Source organism: Dankookia sp. P2 (genome assembly GCF_050632255.1).
Taxonomy (GTDB): domain Bacteria; phylum Pseudomonadota; class Alphaproteobacteria; order Acetobacterales; family Acetobacteraceae; genus Paracraurococcus.
In genome coordinates, this window is the sequence record NZ_CP192581.1 from 3,945,229 (window position 1) to 3,962,237 (window position 17,009).

The window sequence follows — 17,009 nt, forward strand, 5'->3', positions numbered from 1 at the left end:
TCATCCCCGCATGCGGCGCGTGAGGCCGGTGAGACGCTCCATCACCAGCATGAGCAGGAAGGCCACCAGAATGAGCGTGCCGGAGACGGCGGCCACCCGGACGTCGAGCGTGCTCTCCATCATGCCCCACATCCGGATCGGCAGCATGTCCGTCCGCGCCGAGGAGAGGAAGAGGGAGACCGGCACATTGTCCACCGAGGCCATGAAGGCGAGGAAGGCCCCGGCGGCGATCCCCGGGGCGATCAGCGGCAGGGTGACCCGGCGGAAGGTATGGACCGGCCCGGCACCGAGGCTGCGCGAGGCATCGAGCAGCGCCGGGTCGAGCTGCGAGAGCGAGGCGCCGACCGTCCGCAGCACGAAGGGCGTCACCACCACCAGGTGGCCGGCGATGATGAGCTCGAGCGAGGGGCGGAAGCCCAGCAGGGTAAAGTACATCAGCGCCGCCAGGCCGAAGGCGAGGCCGGGCAGCACCAGCGGCGACATGAAGAGCGCATCCGCCAGCCGTCCCGCCTTCCCCGCGACGCGGGAGATGCCGAGCGCCGCCGCGGTGCCCCCGAGCGTGGCAAGTCCCGCGGCGACGACCGCGACATGCAGGGTATTGCCGACGGCACGGTGAATCTGCCGCGACCGCACCTCGTCTAGCAGCAGCTCGTACCAGCGGAAGGAGAAGCCCTGCGGCGGGAAGCGGATGGAGCGGCTGTCCGTGAAGCTGGTCGCCAGCACAATGAGGATCGGCCCGACCAGCACCACCAGGGCGATCGCCGCCAGGCTGCCGATGACCAGGCCGTAGGACAGCTCGCTCGCGCTGCGCCGCCTAGCCATGCACCCGCCCCCGCGACCCTTCCGGCAGTAGGCAATGACGGCGACGACGGCAGAGACCGAGACCAGCAGGGCGATGGCCGCCGTCGCGGCGAAGGGCCAATGCGCCGCGATCATCGCCTGCTGCCAGATCATCGAGGGCAGGTAGACCAGCCGCCCGCCACCGATCACCGACTGGCTGATGAAGGCGGTGGTGGCCGAGGCGAAGACCAGCAGGCAGCCGGCGGCGAGGCCGGGCGCGGCCAGCGGCAGGATCACCCGGAACAGCGTCCGCCAGGGGGAGGCGCCGAGCGAGGCGGAGGCATCCATCAGGTTCGGGTCGATCCGCGACATGACCGAGAGCAGCGGCAGCAGCAGCAAGGGCATCTCGATCTGGGTCAGCGAGATGACGAGGCCGAGCTCGGTCTGCAGCAGCCGCAGCGGCTCGGACGCGAGGCCGAGCCCGAGCACCAACTGGTTCACCACTCCCTCGCGGCCAAGGATGACGATCCAGGCGAAGGTGCGGACGACGACGCTGGTCAGCAGCGGCATGATCACGACAAACAGCAGCACCCGCTGCCAGCGCGGCGAGGCCGCGCGATAGACCAGCGCCAGCGGGAAGCCGAGCAGCACCGTGGCGCCGACCGCCTTCAGCCCCAGCAGCAGCGTGTCGGCGATGACCTTCCAGTGGAAGCCGTCGAACAGGAAGCGCCGCCACTGGTCGAGCCCGAAGCGGGTCATCTGCTCGTCCGCGTAGAAGGAGACGGCGAAGAGCATGAAGAGCGGCGCGGCGGAAGAAGGCGGCATAGGCGAGGCCGAGCGGGGCGGCGAGGCCCCAGGGCGAAAGCGCCGGCGCGGCGGCCCCGCGGGCGCGCGGCGCCGGCAGGGCCGCCGCGCTGCTCACTTCGCCATCTCGCGGTTGAAGCGGTCGATCCACTGACCGCGCAACGGGTTGATCTTCGACCAGTCATGCGTGACGAATTTGGACATCTCGTCGAGGCTCCGCATCGGCAGGTCCTTGCCGAGCGCCACCTCCTTGTTCACCGGGATGAAGTTGTAGGGCGGCTTCTGCAGCGCGTCCTGCACCCCCTTGCTCACCACGGTGTCGATGTACTTGTAGGCCGCGTCCAGGTTCTCGCAGCCCTTGGCGATGTGCAGGGTGGTGAGGAAGGTCGTCGCCCCCGTCTCCGGCACCGCGAATTCGATGTCGACGCCGCGGTCCTTCAGCGTCGTCACCGTCTGGGTATTGGTATAGGTGACGTCGCACTGGCCCTGCTGGAACAGGCCGGGCAGCGCCGCCGGGCTGCTGACCGCGGCGACCTTGGGCAGCACCTTCTTCAGCTCGGCGAGCGCCGGGTCGATATTGGTCTCGCTGCCGCCGAAGATCTTGGCGATCTCGATCAGGCTGACGGTGCCGAAGGTGGTGCCGAAGCCGGTCAGGCCGAGCCGCGACACCCAGGGCTCCTTGAACAGGTCGGCATAGCCCTTCGGCTTCGGCAGCTTCTTCGGGTTGTAGGCGATGCCCACCACCTGCGCGTTGCAGCCGACGCCCCATTCGTCCACCAGCGCCGCCGGGATGGCGGCGCGGCTTGTCAGCTTCGAGGCATCGAACTTCTCGAACATCCCGCGCTCCAGCGCGGTGGCGCGCGGGCCGGGGTCGAGCACGAAGCAGTCGAAGGGCGGGGCGCCGCGGCTGGCGGCGACTTCGCCACCTGGTCCACCGCGAACAGCGCCTGCATCTCCAGCTCGATCCTGTGCGACTTCATCAGCGCCGGCGCGACCAGGTCGCGGAAGGCTTCTTCCCAGGCGCCGGGATAGATGGCGGCGGTAACGCTGCCGGGCTTCTGCGCGCGCGCCACGAGCGGGGCGGCCAAGGCCGCGGTGCCGGCCAGCAGGCGCGGCGGCTGAGGTGCAGGGACATCGTTATTCCTCCTCGGGGGTCGGGCGGGGAAACAGCGCCGGGCGGGCACCTGGGGCGAGGCCGCAGAACGCCCGTGCGCCGAGGTCGCGGATCGCGCCGAGCCGCGGTTCGGTGAGGCGGATCGGGTGCCGTCGGCCAGCCGTGCCTCCCGCACCGTCTGGCCACCGAGCGGCAAAGCGAGGCCGAGCTCGACCGGAAAGCAGCCCGGGCCGGCTTCGTCGCGCAGCTCGAGCTGTTCGGGCCGAACGGTCAGCAGCGCCGGCCCGCGCGGCAGCGCCCCGGCCGCCACGGGCAGCGACGTCCCGTCCGCCAGTCGCAACGTGGCGGTGCCGTCGATCGTGCAGGGCAGTCGGTTGGTGGTGCCGATGAAGCCGGCGACGAACAGCGTGGCCGGCCGGTCGTAGACCTCGACCGGGGCGCCGAGCTGCTCGATCCTGCCGCGCCGCATGACGGCGATGCGGTCGGCGACGCTCATCGCCTCGTCCTGGTCGTGGGTGACGAGGATGGCGGTGAGACCTGATTGCCGCTGCAGCCGCTTGATCTCGATCTGCATGTCGAGCCGGAGCGAGCGGTCGAGCGCGGCGAAGGGCTCATCGAGCAGCAGGATCGAGGGCTCGATCGCCAGCGCCCGGGCCAGCGCCACGCGCTGCTGCTGCCCGCCCGAAAGCTGCGCCGGCCGCCGGTCCCGCATCGGGCCGAGCTGCACCATCTCCAGCAGCTCCGCCACCCGCGCGGCGATGCGCGGCGCAACTTCGCGGCGCGCCTTCAGGCCATAGGCGACGTTCTCCGCGACCGACATGTGCGGGAACAGCGCGTAGTTCTGGAAGACGATGCCGACACGGCGGCGGTTGGGCGGCAGGTCGTCGATTCCCGCGCCGTCAATCAGCACCCGCCCAGTGGTCTGCCGGACGAAGCCCGCGATTGTCCGCAGCAGCGTGGTCTTGCCGCAGCCGGACGGGCCGAGCAGTGCCAACACTTCCCCCGCCCGCACGGAGAGATCCACGTCGTCGAGCGCGGTGAAGGTGCCATAGCGCACGCTGAGATCCAGCACGTCGAGCGTGTGGCCGTGCAGCGAGGCGGCCTCGGTCGCGGCCGGTGGTGCTGGGCGGATCTGCAAGCGCGTCTCCCGTTCGGTCACGGCACTAGGCAACCGGCATGCCATGGCCTGGATTGGCATCTTGAGCGCCCCGGCGCGACGTGGCTGAGCATTTCCGCGGCAGTCTGCACGCAGATGCGCCATCCGGCAGGGTGGTTCCGCCGGATTGCGCCGCATGCCATGGTTGGGGCGATGCCGCGCGACACGCCGCCCTTCCCGAGCCGTCACCAACGTGCCGACGGCGCCTTCAACCTCGTCTTCGGACGGGCCGAACGCGGGACCGTGCTGCGCGACCTCTACCAGCAATCGCCGCTGCGTATCCTGTTTCCGACCCCGGAGCCGGGCGAGCCGCCGACCGCCGCCCTGCTGAACTGCGCCGGCGGCTTGGCGGGGGCGATGCGCTGCGGCAGTCGGTGCGGCTGGAGGCGGGTGCTCAGGCGACATTGTCCACCGCCGCCGCGGAGAAGGTTTATCGCAGCCTGGGGCCGGAGACGCGGGTGGAAACCCGCATCGTGCTCGAGCCGGGCGCAGTGCTGGAATGGATCCCGCAGGAGACTATCCTGTTCGACGGCGCCCGTTTCCTGCGCGGCATGCGGGCGGAACTCGGCCCCGATGCGCTGCTGCTGGCAGCCGAGACGCTGGTCTTCGGCCGCGCCGCGCGGGGCGAAACGATGAGCCGAGGCCTGATCCGCGACCGCTGGCGGCTGCATGGGGCGCAGGGTTTGCTCTGGGCCGATGCGCTGGCGCTCGAAGGTGACCTGGCCGCGCCGCTGCTGAACCCATTCGGCTTCGCCGGTGCCGAAGCACTGGGGACGCTGCTGCTGGCCGGCGGCGATGCCACGGCAGGGCGCGACCTGCTGCGCAGCCTGCCTGAACGCGCGCCGGGCGCCGCCACCATCCCCCGCCCCGGCCTGCTGCTGGCGCGCTGGATGGGCCGGGCCGCGGCGGTCCGGGAGGCGGTGGGGGAGGCCATCGTCACGCTGCGCGCCGCGCAACTCGGCTTGCCGGCACGGCTGCCGCGGCTCTGGACGACCTGACATGACGCGCCGCATGATTGGCCGACGAAGGCTGGGACTGCCATGAACCTGACACCCCGCGAAAAGGACAAGCTGCTGATCGCCATGGCCGCGCAGGTGGCGCGGCGGCGGCTGGAACGCGGCGTGAAGCTGAACTACCCGGAGGCCGTCGCCCTGATCACCGACTACGTGGTGGAAGGCGCGCGCGACGGCCGCAGTGTGGCGGCGCTGATGCGCGATGGTGCCACGGTGCTGACGCGGGACCAGGTGATGGAGGGCATCCCGGAGATGGTGCACGAGATCCAGGTGGAGGCGACTTTCCCCGACGGCACCAAGCTCGTGACCGTGCACGAGCCGATCCGATGATCCCGGGCGAGGTGTTCCCGGCGGCCGGTGAGATCGAGCTGAACGCTGGCGCCGACAGCGTCGAGATCGAGGTTGGCAATACCGGCGACCGGCCGATCCAGGTCGGCAGCCACTACCACTTCGCCGAGACCAACCCGGCGCTGGCCTTCGACCGCGCCGCGGCGCGTGGCCGCCGGCTCGATATCGCCGCCGGCACCGCCGTGCGGTTCGAGCCGGGGCAGACCCGCAAGGTGCGGCTCATCTCCTATGCCGGCGCGCGGATCGTGCACGGCTTCCGCGGCGAGACGGAAGGTCAGGTCTGATGCCCGCACGGATTTCCCGCGCCGCCTATGCCGGCATGTATGGTCCGACCACCGGCGACCGCGTGCGTCTCGCCGATACCGACCTGATCATCGAGGTCGAGCGGGACTTCACCACCTATGGGGAGGAGGTGAAGTTCGGCGGCGGCAAGGTCATCCGCGACGGCATGGGCCAGTCGCAGGTCACGCGCGCCGCAGGCGCGGTCGATACCGTCATCACCAATGCGCTGATCCTCGACCACTGGGGTATCGTGAAGGCCGATGTCGGCCTGCGGGACGGCCGCATCGCCGGCATCGGCAAGGCAGGCAATCCGGATACCCAGCCGGGCGTTACCATCGTCATCGGCCCGGGGACCGAGGTCATCGCCGGGGAGGGACGCATCCTGACCGCCGGCGGGCTCGACGTGCATATCCACTTCATCTGCCCGCAGCAGGTGGACGAGGCGCTGGCCGCCGGCGTGACGACGATGTTTGGCGGCGGTACCGGCCCGGCGCATGGCACGCTGGCCACCACCGTGACGCCCGGGCCCTGGCACATGGCGCGCATGCTGCTGGCGGCGGAAGGCCTGCCGGTCAATCTCGGCTTCCTCGGCAAGGGCAACGTAGCCCGGCCGGCGGGGATCGAGGAGGTGGTGCTGGCCGGCGCCTGCGGGCTGAAGCTGCACGAAGACTGGGGCACTACGCCGAAGGCGATCGATACCTGCCTGAGCGTCGCCGATGCGCTCGACGTGCAGGTGGCGATCCATACCGACACGCTGAACGAGAGCGGCTTCGTCGAGAGCACCATCGCCGCGATTGCCGGCCGCACCATCCAGGCCTTCCATACGGAAGGTGCGGGCGGCGGCCATGCGCCGGACATCCTGCGCGTGGTGGGCGAGCCGGATTTCCTGCCCTCCTCCACCAACCCGACCATGCCTTACACGGTGAACACCGTGGACGAGCATCTCGACATGCTGATGGTCTGCCACCACCTCGACCCCCGCATTCCGGAGGACGTGGCCTTCGCCGAGAGCCGCATCCGCAAGGAGACCATCGCCGCCGAGGACATCCTGCACGACATCGGCGCCATCAGCATGATGTCCTCCGACAGCCAGGCCATGGGCCGTGTCGGCGAGGTCGTCATCCGGACCTGGCAGACCGCACACAAGATGAAGCGGCAACGCGGCCGGCTGCCGGGCGAGGTGGGGAGAACGACAACCTCCGCGCCCGTCGCTATATCGCCAAGTACACGATCAACCCGGCAATCAGCCAAGGCATCAGCGCCCATGTCGGTAGCGTCGAGGTCGGCAAGCTGGCCGACCTGGTGCTGTGGTCGCCGGCCTTCTTCGGCGTGAAGCCGGACATGGTGCTGAAATGCGGCTCGATCGCCATGGCGCCGATGGGCGATCCCAATGCCTCCATCCCGACGCCGCAGCCGGTTCACTACCGGCCGATGTTCGCCAATTACGGCCGCGCCCTGCAGGCCAGCAGCGTAACCTTCGTCTCCAAGGCAGCGCTCGGCCACGGCATCGGCGACCGGCTCGGCCTGCAGAAGACACTGCTGGCGGTGGAGAACTGCCGCGGCGGCATCGGCAAGCGCGACATGGTGCTGAACGACGCCCTGCCGCGGATCGAGGTGGACCCCGAGACCTACGAGGTCCGCGCCGATGGCGAGCTGCTGGTCTGCGAACCCGCCAAGGTATTGCCCATGGCCCAGAGGTACTTCCTGTTCTGATGAGCGAGATCCTGCCCCGCGCGACCCAGGTGCTGCCGAAGGGCGGCTGGGTGGAGCGCACCGCGAAGCACACCGTCACGCTCGACTTCGACGACCGTTTCCGTAGGCGGCGACGCTACGTCGCCGAGAGCGGCTTCGCCTTCCTGCTCGACCTTGAGGAGGCGGTGCCACTGCGTGACGGTGACGGGCTGCTGCTGGAGCAGGGCGGCGTTATCCTGGTGCGCGCGGCGCCCGAGCCGCTGGTCGAGGTGTGCGCGCCGACCCCCGCGCTGCTGATGCGGCTCGCCTGGCATCTTGGCAACCGGCACCTGCCGACCGAGATCCAGGCCGAGCGGCTGCTGATCCGCGACGACCATGTCATCGTCGCCATGCTGCAGGGCCTCGGGGCGGAGGTGCGGAAGGTGGATGCGCCCTTCAACCCGGAAGGCGGCGCCTATGGCGAGCAGAATCGCCAGCCCGGCCATCACCATCACGGTCATGACCATGGCAACGGCCAGCATCACCATCACTGAGGCCGGCGGGCTCTACCGGCTGCTGACCTGGCTGTCGCCGGCGTATCCGGTCGGCGCCTATACCTATAGCCACGGCCTGGAGACGGCGGTGGAGGACGGCAGCGTCACCACCCGCGCGGCCCTGGTCGACTACATCGCCACGGTGCTGCGTGCCGGCGCCGGCCGGGTCGACGGCGCGCTGCTGGCCGGTGCCTGGCGCGCCGCGGACGCCGGTGACGACGTGGCGCTTGACGAGGTGGCAATCCTCGCCGCCGCTTGGCGCGGCACGGCGGAGACGGCGCTCGAGAGCATGGCGCAGGGCACCGCCTTCACCGGCGTGACTCAATCCGCTTGGCCGGAGGCGGGCTTCGCCGCCTTCGCCGCGCGGCATCCGCGGGCGCTGGCGCATCCGGTGGCCTTCGGCGCGGCCTCCGGCTTTCATGGCATCCCGCTGCGCCCGGCACTCGCGGGCTGGCTCACCGCCTTCGCCGCCAACCTGGTCTCGGCCGGGGTGCGGCTGGTGCCGCTCGGCCAGACGGATGGCCAGGTTGCCACCGCCGCGCTGCACCCGGTGGTGGAGGCTGCGGCGGATGCGGCGCTCGCCGCCGATCTCGACACGCTCGGCACCGCCGCGCCGATGCTCGACCTGCTCTCGATGCGGCACGAAACCCAGTACACGAGGCTTTTCAGATCATGAGGAACGCGCCATTCCGCGTCGGCATCGGCGGCCCCGTCGGCTCCGGCAAGACTGCGCTGACCGAAAGGCTCTGCCGGCACCTGCGGGACACGCACGACATTGCGGTCATCACCAACGATATCTACACCAAGGAAGATGCTGAATTCCTGACGCGCGCCGGGGCGCTGGACCCCGCGCGCATCGCCGGCGTCGAGACCGGCGGCTGCCCGCATACCGCGATCCGCGAGGATGCCTCGATCAACCTCGCTGCCGTGCACGACATGGTGCTGGCCTTCCCGACGCTGGAGGTGTTGTTCATCGAGAGCGGCGGGGACAATCTGGCGGCCACCTTCAGCCCGGAGCTGGCCGATCTGACGATCTACGTCATCGATGTTAGCGCCGGCGACAAGATTCCCCGCAAGGGTGGGCCGGGCATCACCCGCAGCGACATGCTGGTGATCAACAAGATCGACCTCGCGCCGCTGGTAGGCGCCGATCTTTCGGTGATGGATCGCGACGCGCGACGGATGCGCGGGCAGCGGCCCTTCATCTTTACCAACCTGAAGGAGAACAAGGGCGTGGCGGACATAGCGGACTTCATTCTGCAGCAGGGCGGCATCGCGGCATGAACGCGCTCGCACTCCTCGCCGCGGCGCTTCTGCTGCCGGCGCCGGCCCTGGCCCATGTCGGCGACGGGCTGCATCACGGGTTTATGGCGGGCTTCCTGCACCCGTTCAGCGGGGCGGACCACCTGCTGGCCATGGTGATGGTCGGGCTCTGGGCCGGGCTGTCCGGCGGCGCGGCGCGGTTCGCGCTGCCGGGGTCCTTCCTTGGCGCCATGGCGCTCGGCGGCGCGCTCGGATTCGCGGGCCTGGCCTTCCCCGGCATCGAGGCCGGCATTCTCGCCTCCGTCATCGTGCTCGGCGCCCTGGCGGCGCTCGCAGTGCGGCTCCCGCTGGGCCTCGGCATGGCGCTGGTTGGGGCCTTCGGCCTGCTGCACGGCGCCGCCCATGGGGCGAAGCTCGGCGGCATGGCGCTGCTGGGCGCGGTCGGCGGCACCGCGGTGCTGCATGGCGCCGGTTTGGCGCTTGGCAATACGGCCGCGCCCCGGGCCCGCCGCGCGGCGCAGCTCGCGGGCGGCGCCACCGCGATGGCCGGCCTGGCGCTGGCGCTGCTCTGATCGCGGCAGGGCGGCGCGCCACGCGCCGCCCCATTGTATCAGTACCGCTTATAGCTGAGGAATTTTCCGGTCATCGTGATCTTCACCCGGTCGCCCTTCTGATCGGGCAGCCGCTCCAGCAACATGTCGTAGTCGATGGCGGACATGATGCCGTCGCCGAATTCCTCCTGGATCATCTCCTTCCAGGACGTGCCGTAGACCAGCACCAGCTCGTAGAAGCGGTAGATCAGCGGGTCGGTTGGCGGCATCGGCTGGGCGCCGCGATAGGGGATCTCGCAGAGCGTCGCCTCCTCCTCCTCGTCGAGGCCGAGGATCTCGGCGATGCCGCGCGCATGCTGCGGCTCCGCGCTCATCTGCCCCATGCAGAGCGCGCAGGTCCAGACCGGGCTCATGGTGATGCGGGCGGCGATGTCGGCCCATTTCAGGCCCTTTTGCTTCTTGATCTTCAGGATCTTGTGGCCGAGCTCGGTCTTGGCGTCGTTCATGCAGGCATCTCCTCTCGCGTCAGCAGCGCCGGCCGCACTTCCGGTGGCGCCTTCGGATTCCAGTCCGCGGGCCGCGTGCCGGCCAGAGTCCGGCTGCGGGTCAGCAGGAATTCCAGGATGTGATCGCGCAGCGCGTGGTAGCCCGGCAGCCTGTGCAGGCTGGCGCGATTGCGCGGCTTCGGCAGGGTGTTCAGCACCACCTCGGCGCAGCGCGCGTCGGGGCCATTGGTCATCAGCAGGATGCGGTCGGCCAGTAGAATGGCCTCGTCCACGTCGTGGGTAATCATGAAGGCGGTTTGCCTTGCCTCGGCCACCAGCCGCGCCACCTCGTCCTGCAGGGCGCCGCGGGTCAGCGCATCCAGCGCGCTGAAGGGTTCGTCCATCAGCAGCATCTTCGGCTGCAGCGCCAGCGCCCGGGCGATGCCGACACGCTGCTTCATGCCGCCCGAGAGCATGGATGGCTTGCGCTGCGCGGCCTCGGCAAGTCCCACCTTCGCAAGCGCCTCGCGCGCCGCCTCGCGCAGCCGGGCGCGGCCCCAGTCGCGGTGCCGGCAGGACAGCGCGAAGGCAACGTTCGCCTCGGCCGTCATCCAGGGCATCAGCGCATGGCCCTGGAAGATCACCGCGCGATCGAGCGAAGGCCCGTCGATCGCCTGGCCATCCACGATGACGGCGCCGGCATTCGGCGCGTCGAGCCCGGCGAGGATGTTCAGCACGGTGGTCTTGCCGCAGCCGGAATGCCCGACGAGGCAGACGAATTCGCCGCGGTTCACCCCGAACCAGAGATCGCGGAAGACGACATGGCCGGGATAGGCGCAAGTCACGCCCTCGACCGAGACGTAGGGGTGCATCATTCCTGCCAAGCCACCATGCGCGCCGCCGCGCCGAGCGCGCGGTCCAGCAGCAGGCCGACTACGCCAATCAGCAGGATGGCGATGACGATGTCGGCCAGCGACAGGTTGTTCCACTGGTTCCAGACCCAGTAGCCGATGCCGGTGCCGCCGACCAGCATCTCCGCCGCCACGATCACCAGCCAGGCGATGCCGATCGAGATGCGCATCCCCGTCAGGATGGTCGGCGCGGCGGCCGGCAGGATCACGCGGAAGGCGGTCTTCCAGGTGCCGGCTTCCAGCGTCCGCGCCACGTTCAGCCATTCCCGCCGCACGTCACCGACTCCGAAGGCCGTGTTCAGCAGCATCGGCCAGAGCGAGCAGATGAAGATGACGAAGATGGCCGAAATCGCGCTGTCCTTGATGGTGAAGAGCGCCAGCGGCATCCAGGCCAGCGGCGACACCGGCCGCAGCACCTGGATGAAGGGGTTCAGCGCGGCCGAGAGCAGCGGCGACATGCCGATGAGGAAGCCGAGCGGGATGGCGACCAGCGTCGCCAGGCCGAAGCCCGCGGCGACCCGCAGCAGCGAATACGCGATCTGCACGCCGATGCCCTGGTCGTTGGTTCCCCGCACGTAGAAAGGGTCGCGCAGCAGTTCCCAGAGCCGGAGGCCGATCTCGGAGGGTTTCGGGAAGGGCGTCTGCCCGCCGCTCGCCGCCGCCTGGCCGAGTAGCGCGGCATATTCGGGATCGACCGCAGGGCCGCCGCCGGCGCCGCTGCCCGAGGCGAGCTCCCAGCCGCCAAGGAACAGCGCCAGCAGGACGCAGGAGAGCAGGGCCGACCGCCAGGCGGGTACCGCGCGTGCCATGATGTCAGGCGCCGCGGATCGCGCGGTCGGCCCAGCCGGCCGGGTTCGCCGGGTCGAAGCTCCGGCCCATGATGGTCTCGGTCCGCGTCGCGCTCGGCGGCACCGCAAGCCCCATCTCCCGCATCGCCCTGCCGGCATCGAGGGTGAGGAAGACCTGGCTGGCCACCTGGGCATAGTCGAGCTCGGCCTTCACCTGCCCCCAGCGGCGCATCTGGGTCAGGATCCAGACCGCCATGGACTGCCAGGGGAAAGGGTCGAAGCCGATGCGGTTGGGTACCCGCTGCACCGCGCCGAGCCCGTCCGCGAAGGTGCCGGTCAACACCTGCGCCACCACCGTCTCCGGCTGGTTCAGGTAGTTCTGCGCGCTGATCGCGGCCGCCACCTCCTTGCGGTTCTCCGGCTTGGCGGCATGCGCCGTCGCCTCGACGATGGCGCGCAGCAGGGCGCCGAAGGTGTTCGGCGTTTCGGTGATCATGCTGCGCGGCACGGCGAAGGCGCAGCAGGGGTGGCCGTCCCAGAGCTCCTTCGTCAGGAGATGGATGAAGCCGACGCCGTCGAAGACTGCGCGCTGGTTGAAGGGGTCGGGGCCGAGGAAGCCGTCGATATTGTCGGCGCGCAGGTTGGCGACCATCTCCGGCGGCGGGACGGAGCGGATCTGCACATCCTTGTCCGGGTCGATGCCGTGCTCCGCCAGGTAGTGGCGCAGCAGGTAGTTGTGCATCGAGAAGTCGAAGGGCACGGCGAAGCGGAAGCCCTTCCATTGCTTCGGGTCTCGCCGGTCCTTGTGCTTGGTCGCAAGGGTGATGGCCTGGCCGTTGGTATTTTCGATCGCCGCCACCGCCCAGGGAATCGGCGCGGCGACGCCGACGCCGAGCGACATGGCCAGCGGCATCGGCGAGAGCATGTGGGCGGCGTCGTATTCGCGGGCGATGGACTTGTCGCGGATGACGGCCCAGCCGGCGGTGCGGATGACTTCCACGTTCAGCCCGTGGCGCTGATAAAAGCCCATCGGATGCGCCATGATGATCGGCGTGGCGCAGGTGATCGGGATGAAGCCGATCTTCAGGTCCTTTTTCTCCGGCGTGCCGGTCGCCTGGGCCAGGGCCTCGCGCGCGTGGCCGAGCGGGAAGAAGGCGCCGAGCGCACCGGCGACCGCGGCGCTGCCGAAGCGTACCAGCAGGCCGCGGCGGGTCGCGTCGTCCGGGAAGACGGCGCGGAAGACCGCCTGCTCCGCCGCTTCGCCATAGGCCCCCGTGCCATCGGCGGGCGCCGCCGCCGCGCAGGCCAGGCCAGCATGGTCCTGGCCGCAGGCGCAGGCGCCGAGGCGTGCGGAAGCATCGAGCGGATCGGCGAAGAGGCGTGGCACGGCGGTTCCTCCCGGCAGGCGAGCCGGAACCACTTGGCAACGGCCGTGCCAGGGGCTGCCAGCCTAACATCCGACCACCCCGCCAGGATAATGCGTCGCACTGCCTGCGCCGCGCCCAGCCCTGCCCGCGAAACGGGCAGCTATTCCAGCTTGATCCCTGCCTGCCGGATCACCCCGCCCCATTTTACGTGCTCGGCCAGGATATGCGCGCGATAGACCTCCGGCGTGCCGGGGATCGGCGTCGCGCCCAGCTCCGCCAGCCGCCTGGCCGCCGCCGGGGTACCGAGCATCCGCACCAGCGCCGCGTTGCAGGCGCCGACGACCGGCTCCGGCGTGCCCCTCGGCGCCAGCAGGCCGAACCAGGCGGTGACCTCGTAGCCCGGCAGGCTTTCGGCGATCGCCGGGATCTCCGGCGCGCCGGACCACCGCGTGCGGGAGGAGACGCCGATTGCGGTGAGCGACCCCGCGCGGATATGCGGCAGGATGGAGGGCAGGTTGTCGACGCCCCAGGCGATCCGCCCCGGCAGCAGGTCGCCCAGCATCGGCGCGCTGCCACGATAGGTGACGTGCTCTCCCTCGATCCCCGCCTGCAGGCGGAAGAGCTCGGCGGTCAGGTGGGTGCTGCCGCCGATGCTGGTCTCGCCATAGGCCAAGCGCTGGGTCTTCGACAACGCGATCAGCCCGGGCACGTCGCGCACCCCCAGCGAAGGATGCGCCGCCAGCAGGTTCGGCAGTTCCGCCACCAGGGAGATCGGCGCGAAGTCGGCGATGCCGTCATAGCCGGGATCTCGGATAGAGATGCGCGTTGATTGCCTGGGTTCCGGGCGATCCCATCAGCAGCGCATAGCCATCCGGCTGGGCCCGGGCGACCGCCGTCGCGCCGATGTTGCCGCCGGCGCCGGAGCGGTTCTCGACAATGAAGGACTGGCCCGTCGCTTCCTGCAGCCAGGACGCGGTGAGCCGGCCGAGGATGTCGACCGTACCGCCGGGCGGGAAGGGGACGATGATGCGGACCGGGCGGGCGGGCCAGGCCTCCTGCGCCAGGGCCGGGGCCACGAGACCGATGCCGAGTGCGGCGAGCAGCGGGCGGCGGCGCATCAGGACGCTTCTCCCGCCGGTGCCAGCGCCGCGAAACCCGCGCGCAGCGCTTCCGGCATCTCCGCAGGCCGCCGTGTCTCGCGGTCCAGCATCACCATGACGCCGCGGGAAGTGGCGAAGCAGGTCTCGCCCTGGAACAGCGCCTGTTCCACCGTGATGCTGCTGCGGCCGACCCGCGCCACGCAGGTGCCGATGCGCACCCGGCCGGGGTAGTGGATCTCCCGGAGGTAGTCGATTTCGACGCGGGCGACCGCCATGCCGACCGCGCGCGTCTCCGGCGGGCCGGCGACGGCCTGCATGATCTCGGCGCGGCCGGCCTCGCAGAAGGTGCCGATGGCGCCGTTGTTGATGTGGCCGTTCATGTCGGTATCGGCGAGCCGGAGCTTCTCCTCCGTCCAGAAGAGGAAGCGCGCGGGCGCGGGGGCGGCGGCGCCATGCCTCGGGGTCCTCCATATCGTTGGAGGCGAGGGTCCGGGCGCCGCCGCCGGCCGTCAAGCTTGGCCGAGGCCTACTTCTTCTTCTCGGCCTCGTAGCGCGCCTTGTTCTCGGCGTTCGGCGGATAGAGGCCGGGCAGCTTCTCGCCCTGCTCCACCTTGCCGACGATCCAGGCTTCCAGCCGCTCCTGCTCCTGCCCGCCGTCCAGCACCTCCTGCAGGAAGGCCTTCGGGATCACCACGGCGCCGTCGTCGTCGACCACGATGATGTCGTCCGGGAAGACCGCGACGCCGCCGCAGCCGATCGGCTCCTGCCAGCCGGTGAAGGTCAGGCCGGCGACGGATGGCGGGGCGGCGCCGCCGCGGCACCAGACCGGCATGCCGGTGCCGACCACGCCGGCGACGTCGCGGACGCAGCCATCCGTCACCAGCGCGGTGACGCCGCGCTTCATCAGCCGGGCGCAGAGGATGTCGCCGAAGATGCCGGCATCGGTGCAGCCCATGGCATCGGCGACGGCGATGACGCCCTCCGGCATGTCCTCGATCGCCGCGCGGGTGGAGCGGGGGAGGACCAGCTCTCCGGCGTCGCCAGGTCCTCGCGCGCCGGGACGAAGCGGAGGGTGAAGGCCGGGCCGACCATCCGCTTGCCCTTGGCGGTCGGGGTGAAGGGCTGCGGCCCGCGCATCCAGATGTTGCGTAGGCCCTTCTTGAGCAGGAGGGTGGTGATGGTCGCGGTGGAGATCGTCTCCAGCGTGGCGCGATCGGCGGCGGACAGGGACATGGTTCGGCGTTCCTCCGGGACGGGTCAGGGCGCCGGCTGCGCGGCGGTCGGGCCTGTCTAGCCCAGCCGCATCCGGGGCGGGAGATGCCCCGCCGCGGTCAGCCGGCCGCGCCCATCGCCAGCAGCGCGGCGTCCACGATCGCCTCGGGCGGTGGCTCGACCGACAGGGTGATCACCCCTCCGCCTCGCCCGGCACCTCCAGCGTGGCGAATTGGCTGGCCATCAGGCTGGCCGGCATGAAGTGGTCCGGCCGCGCCGCCTGGCGCGCGCCGATCAGCGCCGCATCGCCGGACAGGTGCAGCAGATGCACCCCCGGCCGCCCGGCCAGCAGCCGGTCGCGGTAGATCCGCTTCAGCGCCGAGCAGGTGACCACGCCGCCCTCGCCGGACGCCGCCCGCGCATCCAGCCAGGCGCCGATCGCGTCCAGCCAGGGCCAGCGGTCCTCGTCCACCAGCGGCTCGCCGCGGGACATCTTGGCAATGTTCGCCGGGGGTGGAAGGCATCCGCATCAGCGAAGGGGGCGCCGAGCCGCGCCGCCAGAAGCGTGCCGACGGTGCTCTTGCCGGCGCCGGACACGCCCATGACGAGGACGAGGGGCTTGGCCATCAGCCGGCGGCCTTCGGCGGCTCCAGGTGCCCGCCGAAGCCCTTGCGCTGGGCCGAGAGCACCTTGCCGGAGAAGCGTTCCTCGTCCCGGCTGGCGAAGCGGGCATAGAGCGCGGCCGAGAGCACCGGGGCCGAGACCGCGGTCTCCACCGCTGCCTGCACCGTCCAGCGGCCTTCCCCGCTGTCGGAGACATGGCCGGAGAAGCTCTCGAGCTCCGGGTCCTGGGCCAGGGCCTGGGCGGTCAGGTCGAGCAGCCAGGAGGCGACGACGCTGCCCCGCCGCCAGGCCTCGGTCACGTCGCCGAGGTTGAGGCTGAGCCGATGGTCCTCCGGCAGCGCCTCGCTGTCGGCGTGCTTGAGGATGTCGAGGCCCTCGGCGAAGGCCTGCATCATCCCGTACTCGATGCCGTTATGGACCATCTTGGTGAAGTGCCCGGCGCCATTGGCCCCGGCATGGACATAGCCCTGCGCCGCGCGCGGGTCGCCGGCGAAGCCCGGGGTCGGCGGCGCGGCGGCCTCGCCGGGCACCAGGGCGGCGAAGATCGGGTCGAGCCGCCGGACCACCGCATCCTCCCCGCCGATCATCAGGCTGTAGCCGCGGGCCAGGCCCCAGACCCCGCCGGAGGTGCCAATATCAAGGAAATGCAGCCCCTTGGCCCGCAGCATCGCGCCGCGGCGGACGCCGTCCTTCCAGAAGCTGTTGCCGCCATCGATCAGCACGTCGCCAGGCGAGAGCAGGCCGGCGAGGGTCACCAGCGCCTGTTCCGTCGCCTCGCCGGCCGGCAGCATGACCCAGATGGCGCGCGGGGCGTCGAGCGCCGCTACCATGGCCGACAGGTCCGCCACCGCGGTCGCGCCCTCGGCCGCCAGGGCCGCGCCAGGCGCCGGGTCGCGGTCATAGGCGACGCAATGGTGCCCCGCCCGCAACAGCCGCCGCACGATGTTGCCGCCCATCCGGCCCAGGCCGACCATGCCAAGTTGCAT

22 protein-coding genes and 3 pseudogenes are annotated in these 17,009 nt (G+C 70.7%); 10 read left to right on the top strand and 15 right to left on the bottom strand.

Annotated features, from left to right (window positions below; all coding sequences use genetic code 11):
* The 3 genes from ACQ86J_RS23220 to ACQ86J_RS23230 all read right to left on the bottom strand — a co-directional run bounded on the left by ACQ86J_RS23220 (position 1) and on the right by ACQ86J_RS23230 (position 3,836).
* Complete coding sequence (locus ACQ86J_RS23220) at positions 1 to 1,605, bottom strand: ABC transporter permease subunit (protein ID WP_431267388.1); 1,605 nt, start codon at positions 1,603 to 1,605, stop codon at positions 1 to 3.
* 93 nt (positions 1,606 to 1,698) lie between these two features.
* Positions 1,699 to 2,463: an extracellular solute-binding protein gene (locus tag ACQ86J_RS23225; protein WP_431267389.1), complete on the bottom strand. Its 765-nt coding sequence runs from the start codon at positions 2,461 to 2,463 to the stop codon at positions 1,699 to 1,701.
* The gene (locus tag ACQ86J_RS23230; protein WP_431267390.1) at positions 2,391 to 3,836 is read right to left on the bottom strand and encodes an ATP-binding cassette domain-containing protein; all 1,446 of its coding nucleotides are present in this window, start codon (positions 3,834 to 3,836) and stop codon (positions 2,391 to 2,393) included. The genes ACQ86J_RS23225 and ACQ86J_RS23230 overlap by 73 nt, the downstream gene beginning before the upstream one ends.
* 392 nt (positions 3,837 to 4,228) lie before the next feature.
* On the opposite strand from ACQ86J_RS23230, the gene ACQ86J_RS23235 reads away from it, so the two are divergent.
* From ACQ86J_RS23235 to ACQ86J_RS23280, 10 genes and pseudogenes are all read left to right on the top strand, one after another.
* The gene (locus ACQ86J_RS23235; RefSeq protein ID WP_431267391.1) at positions 4,229 to 4,852 is read left to right on the top strand and encodes an urease accessory protein UreD; all 624 of its coding nucleotides are present in this window, start codon (positions 4,229 to 4,231) and stop codon (positions 4,850 to 4,852) included.
* Positions 4,853 to 4,894: 42 nt separating this feature from the next.
* On the top strand, positions 4,895 to 5,197 hold the full coding sequence (locus ACQ86J_RS23240) for an urease subunit gamma (protein WP_431267392.1): 303 nt from the start codon (positions 4,895 to 4,897) through the stop codon (positions 5,195 to 5,197).
* A complete protein-coding gene (locus ACQ86J_RS23245) occupies positions 5,194 to 5,499 on the top strand; it encodes an urease subunit beta (RefSeq protein ID WP_431267393.1) in 306 nt (101 codons plus the stop codon). The genes ACQ86J_RS23240 and ACQ86J_RS23245 overlap by 4 nt, the downstream gene beginning before the upstream one ends.
* Before the next feature lie 35 nt (positions 5,500 to 5,534).
* A pseudogene (locus tag ACQ86J_RS23250) lies at positions 5,535 to 6,623 on the top strand (urease subunit alpha); the annotation flags it as partial.
* 2 nt (positions 6,624 to 6,625) lie between these two features.
* A pseudogene (locus tag ACQ86J_RS23255) lies at positions 6,626 to 6,796 on the top strand (amidohydrolase family protein); the annotation flags it as partial.
* Between the two features lie 3 nt (positions 6,797 to 6,799).
* Positions 6,800 to 7,210, top strand: coding sequence for a hypothetical protein (locus ACQ86J_RS23260; RefSeq protein WP_431272738.1), 411 nt, complete (start codon positions 6,800 to 6,802; stop codon positions 7,208 to 7,210).
* Positions 7,210 to 7,722 (top strand): urease accessory protein UreE, encoded by a 513-nt coding sequence (locus ACQ86J_RS23265; protein WP_431267394.1) that lies wholly within the window; start codon positions 7,210 to 7,212, stop codon positions 7,720 to 7,722. Before ACQ86J_RS23260 ends, ACQ86J_RS23265 begins: the two co-directional genes overlap by 1 nt.
* On the top strand, positions 7,646 to 8,398 hold the full coding sequence (locus ACQ86J_RS23270) for an urease accessory protein UreF (protein ID WP_431267395.1): 753 nt from the start codon (positions 7,646 to 7,648) through the stop codon (positions 8,396 to 8,398). The genes ACQ86J_RS23265 and ACQ86J_RS23270 overlap by 77 nt, the downstream gene beginning before the upstream one ends.
* The gene (gene ureG, locus ACQ86J_RS23275) at positions 8,395 to 9,006 is read left to right on the top strand and encodes an urease accessory protein UreG (protein WP_431267396.1); all 612 of its coding nucleotides are present in this window, start codon (positions 8,395 to 8,397) and stop codon (positions 9,004 to 9,006) included. Before ACQ86J_RS23270 ends, ureG begins: the two co-directional genes overlap by 4 nt.
* The gene (locus ACQ86J_RS23280; RefSeq protein WP_431267397.1) at positions 9,003 to 9,557 is read left to right on the top strand and encodes a HupE/UreJ family protein; all 555 of its coding nucleotides are present in this window, start codon (positions 9,003 to 9,005) and stop codon (positions 9,555 to 9,557) included. The genes ureG and ACQ86J_RS23280 overlap by 4 nt, the downstream gene beginning before the upstream one ends.
* 38 nt (positions 9,558 to 9,595) lie before the next feature.
* On the opposite strand, the gene cynS is transcribed toward ACQ86J_RS23280, so the two are convergent.
* From cynS to gnd, 12 genes and pseudogenes are all read right to left on the bottom strand, one after another.
* Positions 9,596 to 10,042 carry a cyanase gene (gene cynS / locus ACQ86J_RS23285; RefSeq protein WP_431267398.1) on the bottom strand — a complete coding sequence of 149 codons (447 nt, stop codon included), beginning with the start codon at positions 10,040 to 10,042 and terminating at the stop codon, positions 9,596 to 9,598.
* Complete coding sequence (locus tag ACQ86J_RS23290; RefSeq protein ID WP_431267399.1) at positions 10,039 to 10,896, bottom strand: ABC transporter ATP-binding protein; 858 nt, start codon at positions 10,894 to 10,896, stop codon at positions 10,039 to 10,041. The genes cynS and ACQ86J_RS23290 overlap by 4 nt, the downstream gene beginning before the upstream one ends.
* Positions 10,893 to 11,741 (bottom strand): nitrate ABC transporter permease, encoded by an 849-nt coding sequence (gene ntrB / locus ACQ86J_RS23295; RefSeq protein ID WP_431267400.1) that lies wholly within the window; start codon positions 11,739 to 11,741, stop codon positions 10,893 to 10,895. Before ntrB ends, ACQ86J_RS23290 begins: the two co-directional genes overlap by 4 nt.
* A 4-nt stretch (positions 11,742 to 11,745) precedes the next feature.
* On the bottom strand, positions 11,746 to 13,107 hold the full coding sequence (locus tag ACQ86J_RS23300) for a CmpA/NrtA family ABC transporter substrate-binding protein (protein ID WP_431267401.1): 1,362 nt from the start codon (positions 13,105 to 13,107) through the stop codon (positions 11,746 to 11,748).
* A gap of 140 nt (positions 13,108 to 13,247) precedes the next feature.
* Positions 13,248 to 13,850, bottom strand: a complete 603-nt coding sequence (locus ACQ86J_RS23305) for a Bug family tripartite tricarboxylate transporter substrate binding protein (RefSeq protein ID WP_431267402.1) — start codon at positions 13,848 to 13,850, stop codon at positions 13,248 to 13,250.
* A 31-nt stretch (positions 13,851 to 13,881) separates the two neighbouring features.
* Positions 13,882 to 14,205, bottom strand: coding sequence for a Bug family tripartite tricarboxylate transporter substrate binding protein (locus tag ACQ86J_RS23310; protein WP_431267403.1), 324 nt, complete (start codon positions 14,203 to 14,205; stop codon positions 13,882 to 13,884).
* On the bottom strand, positions 14,205 to 14,567 hold the full coding sequence (locus ACQ86J_RS23315) for an acyl-CoA thioesterase (protein WP_431267404.1): 363 nt from the start codon (positions 14,565 to 14,567) through the stop codon (positions 14,205 to 14,207). The genes ACQ86J_RS23310 and ACQ86J_RS23315 overlap by 1 nt, the downstream gene beginning before the upstream one ends.
* 146 nt (positions 14,568 to 14,713) lie before the next feature.
* Positions 14,714 to 15,175, bottom strand: coding sequence for a hypothetical protein (locus ACQ86J_RS23320; protein ID WP_431267405.1), 462 nt, complete (start codon positions 15,173 to 15,175; stop codon positions 14,714 to 14,716).
* Positions 15,091 to 15,420: a hypothetical protein gene (locus ACQ86J_RS23325; RefSeq protein WP_431267406.1), complete on the bottom strand. Its 330-nt coding sequence runs from the start codon at positions 15,418 to 15,420 to the stop codon at positions 15,091 to 15,093. Before ACQ86J_RS23325 ends, ACQ86J_RS23320 begins: the two co-directional genes overlap by 85 nt.
* A gap of 172 nt (positions 15,421 to 15,592) precedes the next feature.
* Positions 15,593 to 15,892, bottom strand: a complete 300-nt coding sequence (locus ACQ86J_RS23330; protein WP_431267407.1) for a gluconokinase — start codon at positions 15,890 to 15,892, stop codon at positions 15,593 to 15,595.
* A 50-nt stretch (positions 15,893 to 15,942) separates the two neighbouring features.
* Positions 15,943 to 16,026, bottom strand: a pseudogene (locus tag ACQ86J_RS23335) (hypothetical protein); the annotation flags it as partial.
* Positions 16,026 to 17,009, bottom strand: a complete 984-nt coding sequence (gene gnd, locus ACQ86J_RS23340) for a phosphogluconate dehydrogenase (NAD(+)-dependent, decarboxylating) (protein ID WP_431267408.1) — start codon at positions 17,007 to 17,009, stop codon at positions 16,026 to 16,028. The pseudogene ACQ86J_RS23335 and the gene gnd, both read right to left, overlap by 1 nt.

What these genes read in the sequence shown, in the direction of transcription:
- ACQ86J_RS23220 (WP_431267388.1), bottom strand. Translation starts at nt 1,605, where the DNA reads ATGCCGCCTTCTTCCGCCGCGCCGCTCTTCATGCTCTTCGCCGTCTCC.
- ACQ86J_RS23240 (WP_431267392.1), top strand. Translation starts at nt 4,895, where the DNA reads ATGAACCTGACACCCCGCGAAAAGGACAAGCTGCTGATCGCCATGGCC.
- ACQ86J_RS23245 (WP_431267393.1), top strand. Translation starts at nt 5,194, where the DNA reads ATGATCCCGGGCGAGGTGTTCCCGGCGGCCGGTGAGATCGAGCTGAAC.
- ACQ86J_RS23265 (WP_431267394.1), top strand. Translation starts at nt 7,210, where the DNA reads ATGAGCGAGATCCTGCCCCGCGCGACCCAGGTGCTGCCGAAGGGCGGC.
- ACQ86J_RS23270 (WP_431267395.1), top strand. Translation starts at nt 7,646, where the DNA reads ATGGCGAGCAGAATCGCCAGCCCGGCCATCACCATCACGGTCATGACC.
- ureG (WP_431267396.1), top strand. Translation starts at nt 8,395, where the DNA reads ATGAGGAACGCGCCATTCCGCGTCGGCATCGGCGGCCCCGTCGGCTCC.
- ACQ86J_RS23280 (WP_431267397.1), top strand. Translation starts at nt 9,003, where the DNA reads ATGAACGCGCTCGCACTCCTCGCCGCGGCGCTTCTGCTGCCGGCGCCG.
- cynS (WP_431267398.1), bottom strand. Translation starts at nt 10,042, where the DNA reads ATGAACGACGCCAAGACCGAGCTCGGCCACAAGATCCTGAAGATCAAG.
- ACQ86J_RS23290 (WP_431267399.1), bottom strand. Translation starts at nt 10,896, where the DNA reads ATGATGCACCCCTACGTCTCGGTCGAGGGCGTGACTTGCGCCTATCCC.
- ntrB (WP_431267400.1), bottom strand. Translation starts at nt 11,741, where the DNA reads ATGGCACGCGCGGTACCCGCCTGGCGGTCGGCCCTGCTCTCCTGCGTC.
- ACQ86J_RS23310 (WP_431267403.1), bottom strand. Translation starts at nt 14,205, where the DNA reads ATGCGCCGCCGCCCGCTGCTCGCCGCACTCGGCATCGGTCTCGTGGCC.
- ACQ86J_RS23315 (WP_431267404.1), bottom strand. Translation starts at nt 14,567, where the DNA reads ATGAACGGCCACATCAACAACGGCGCCATCGGCACCTTCTGCGAGGCC.
- ACQ86J_RS23320 (WP_431267405.1), bottom strand. Translation starts at nt 15,175, where the DNA reads ATGCCGGAGGGCGTCATCGCCGTCGCCGATGCCATGGGCTGCACCGAT.
- ACQ86J_RS23325 (WP_431267406.1), bottom strand. Translation starts at nt 15,420, where the DNA reads ATGTCCCTGTCCGCCGCCGATCGCGCCACGCTGGAGACGATCTCCACC.
- ACQ86J_RS23330 (WP_431267407.1), bottom strand. Translation starts at nt 15,892, where the DNA reads ATGTCCCGCGGCGAGCCGCTGGTGGACGAGGACCGCTGGCCCTGGCTG.
- gnd (WP_431267408.1), bottom strand. Translation starts at nt 17,009, where the DNA reads ATGCAACTTGGCATGGTCGGCCTGGGCCGGATGGGCGGCAACATCGTG.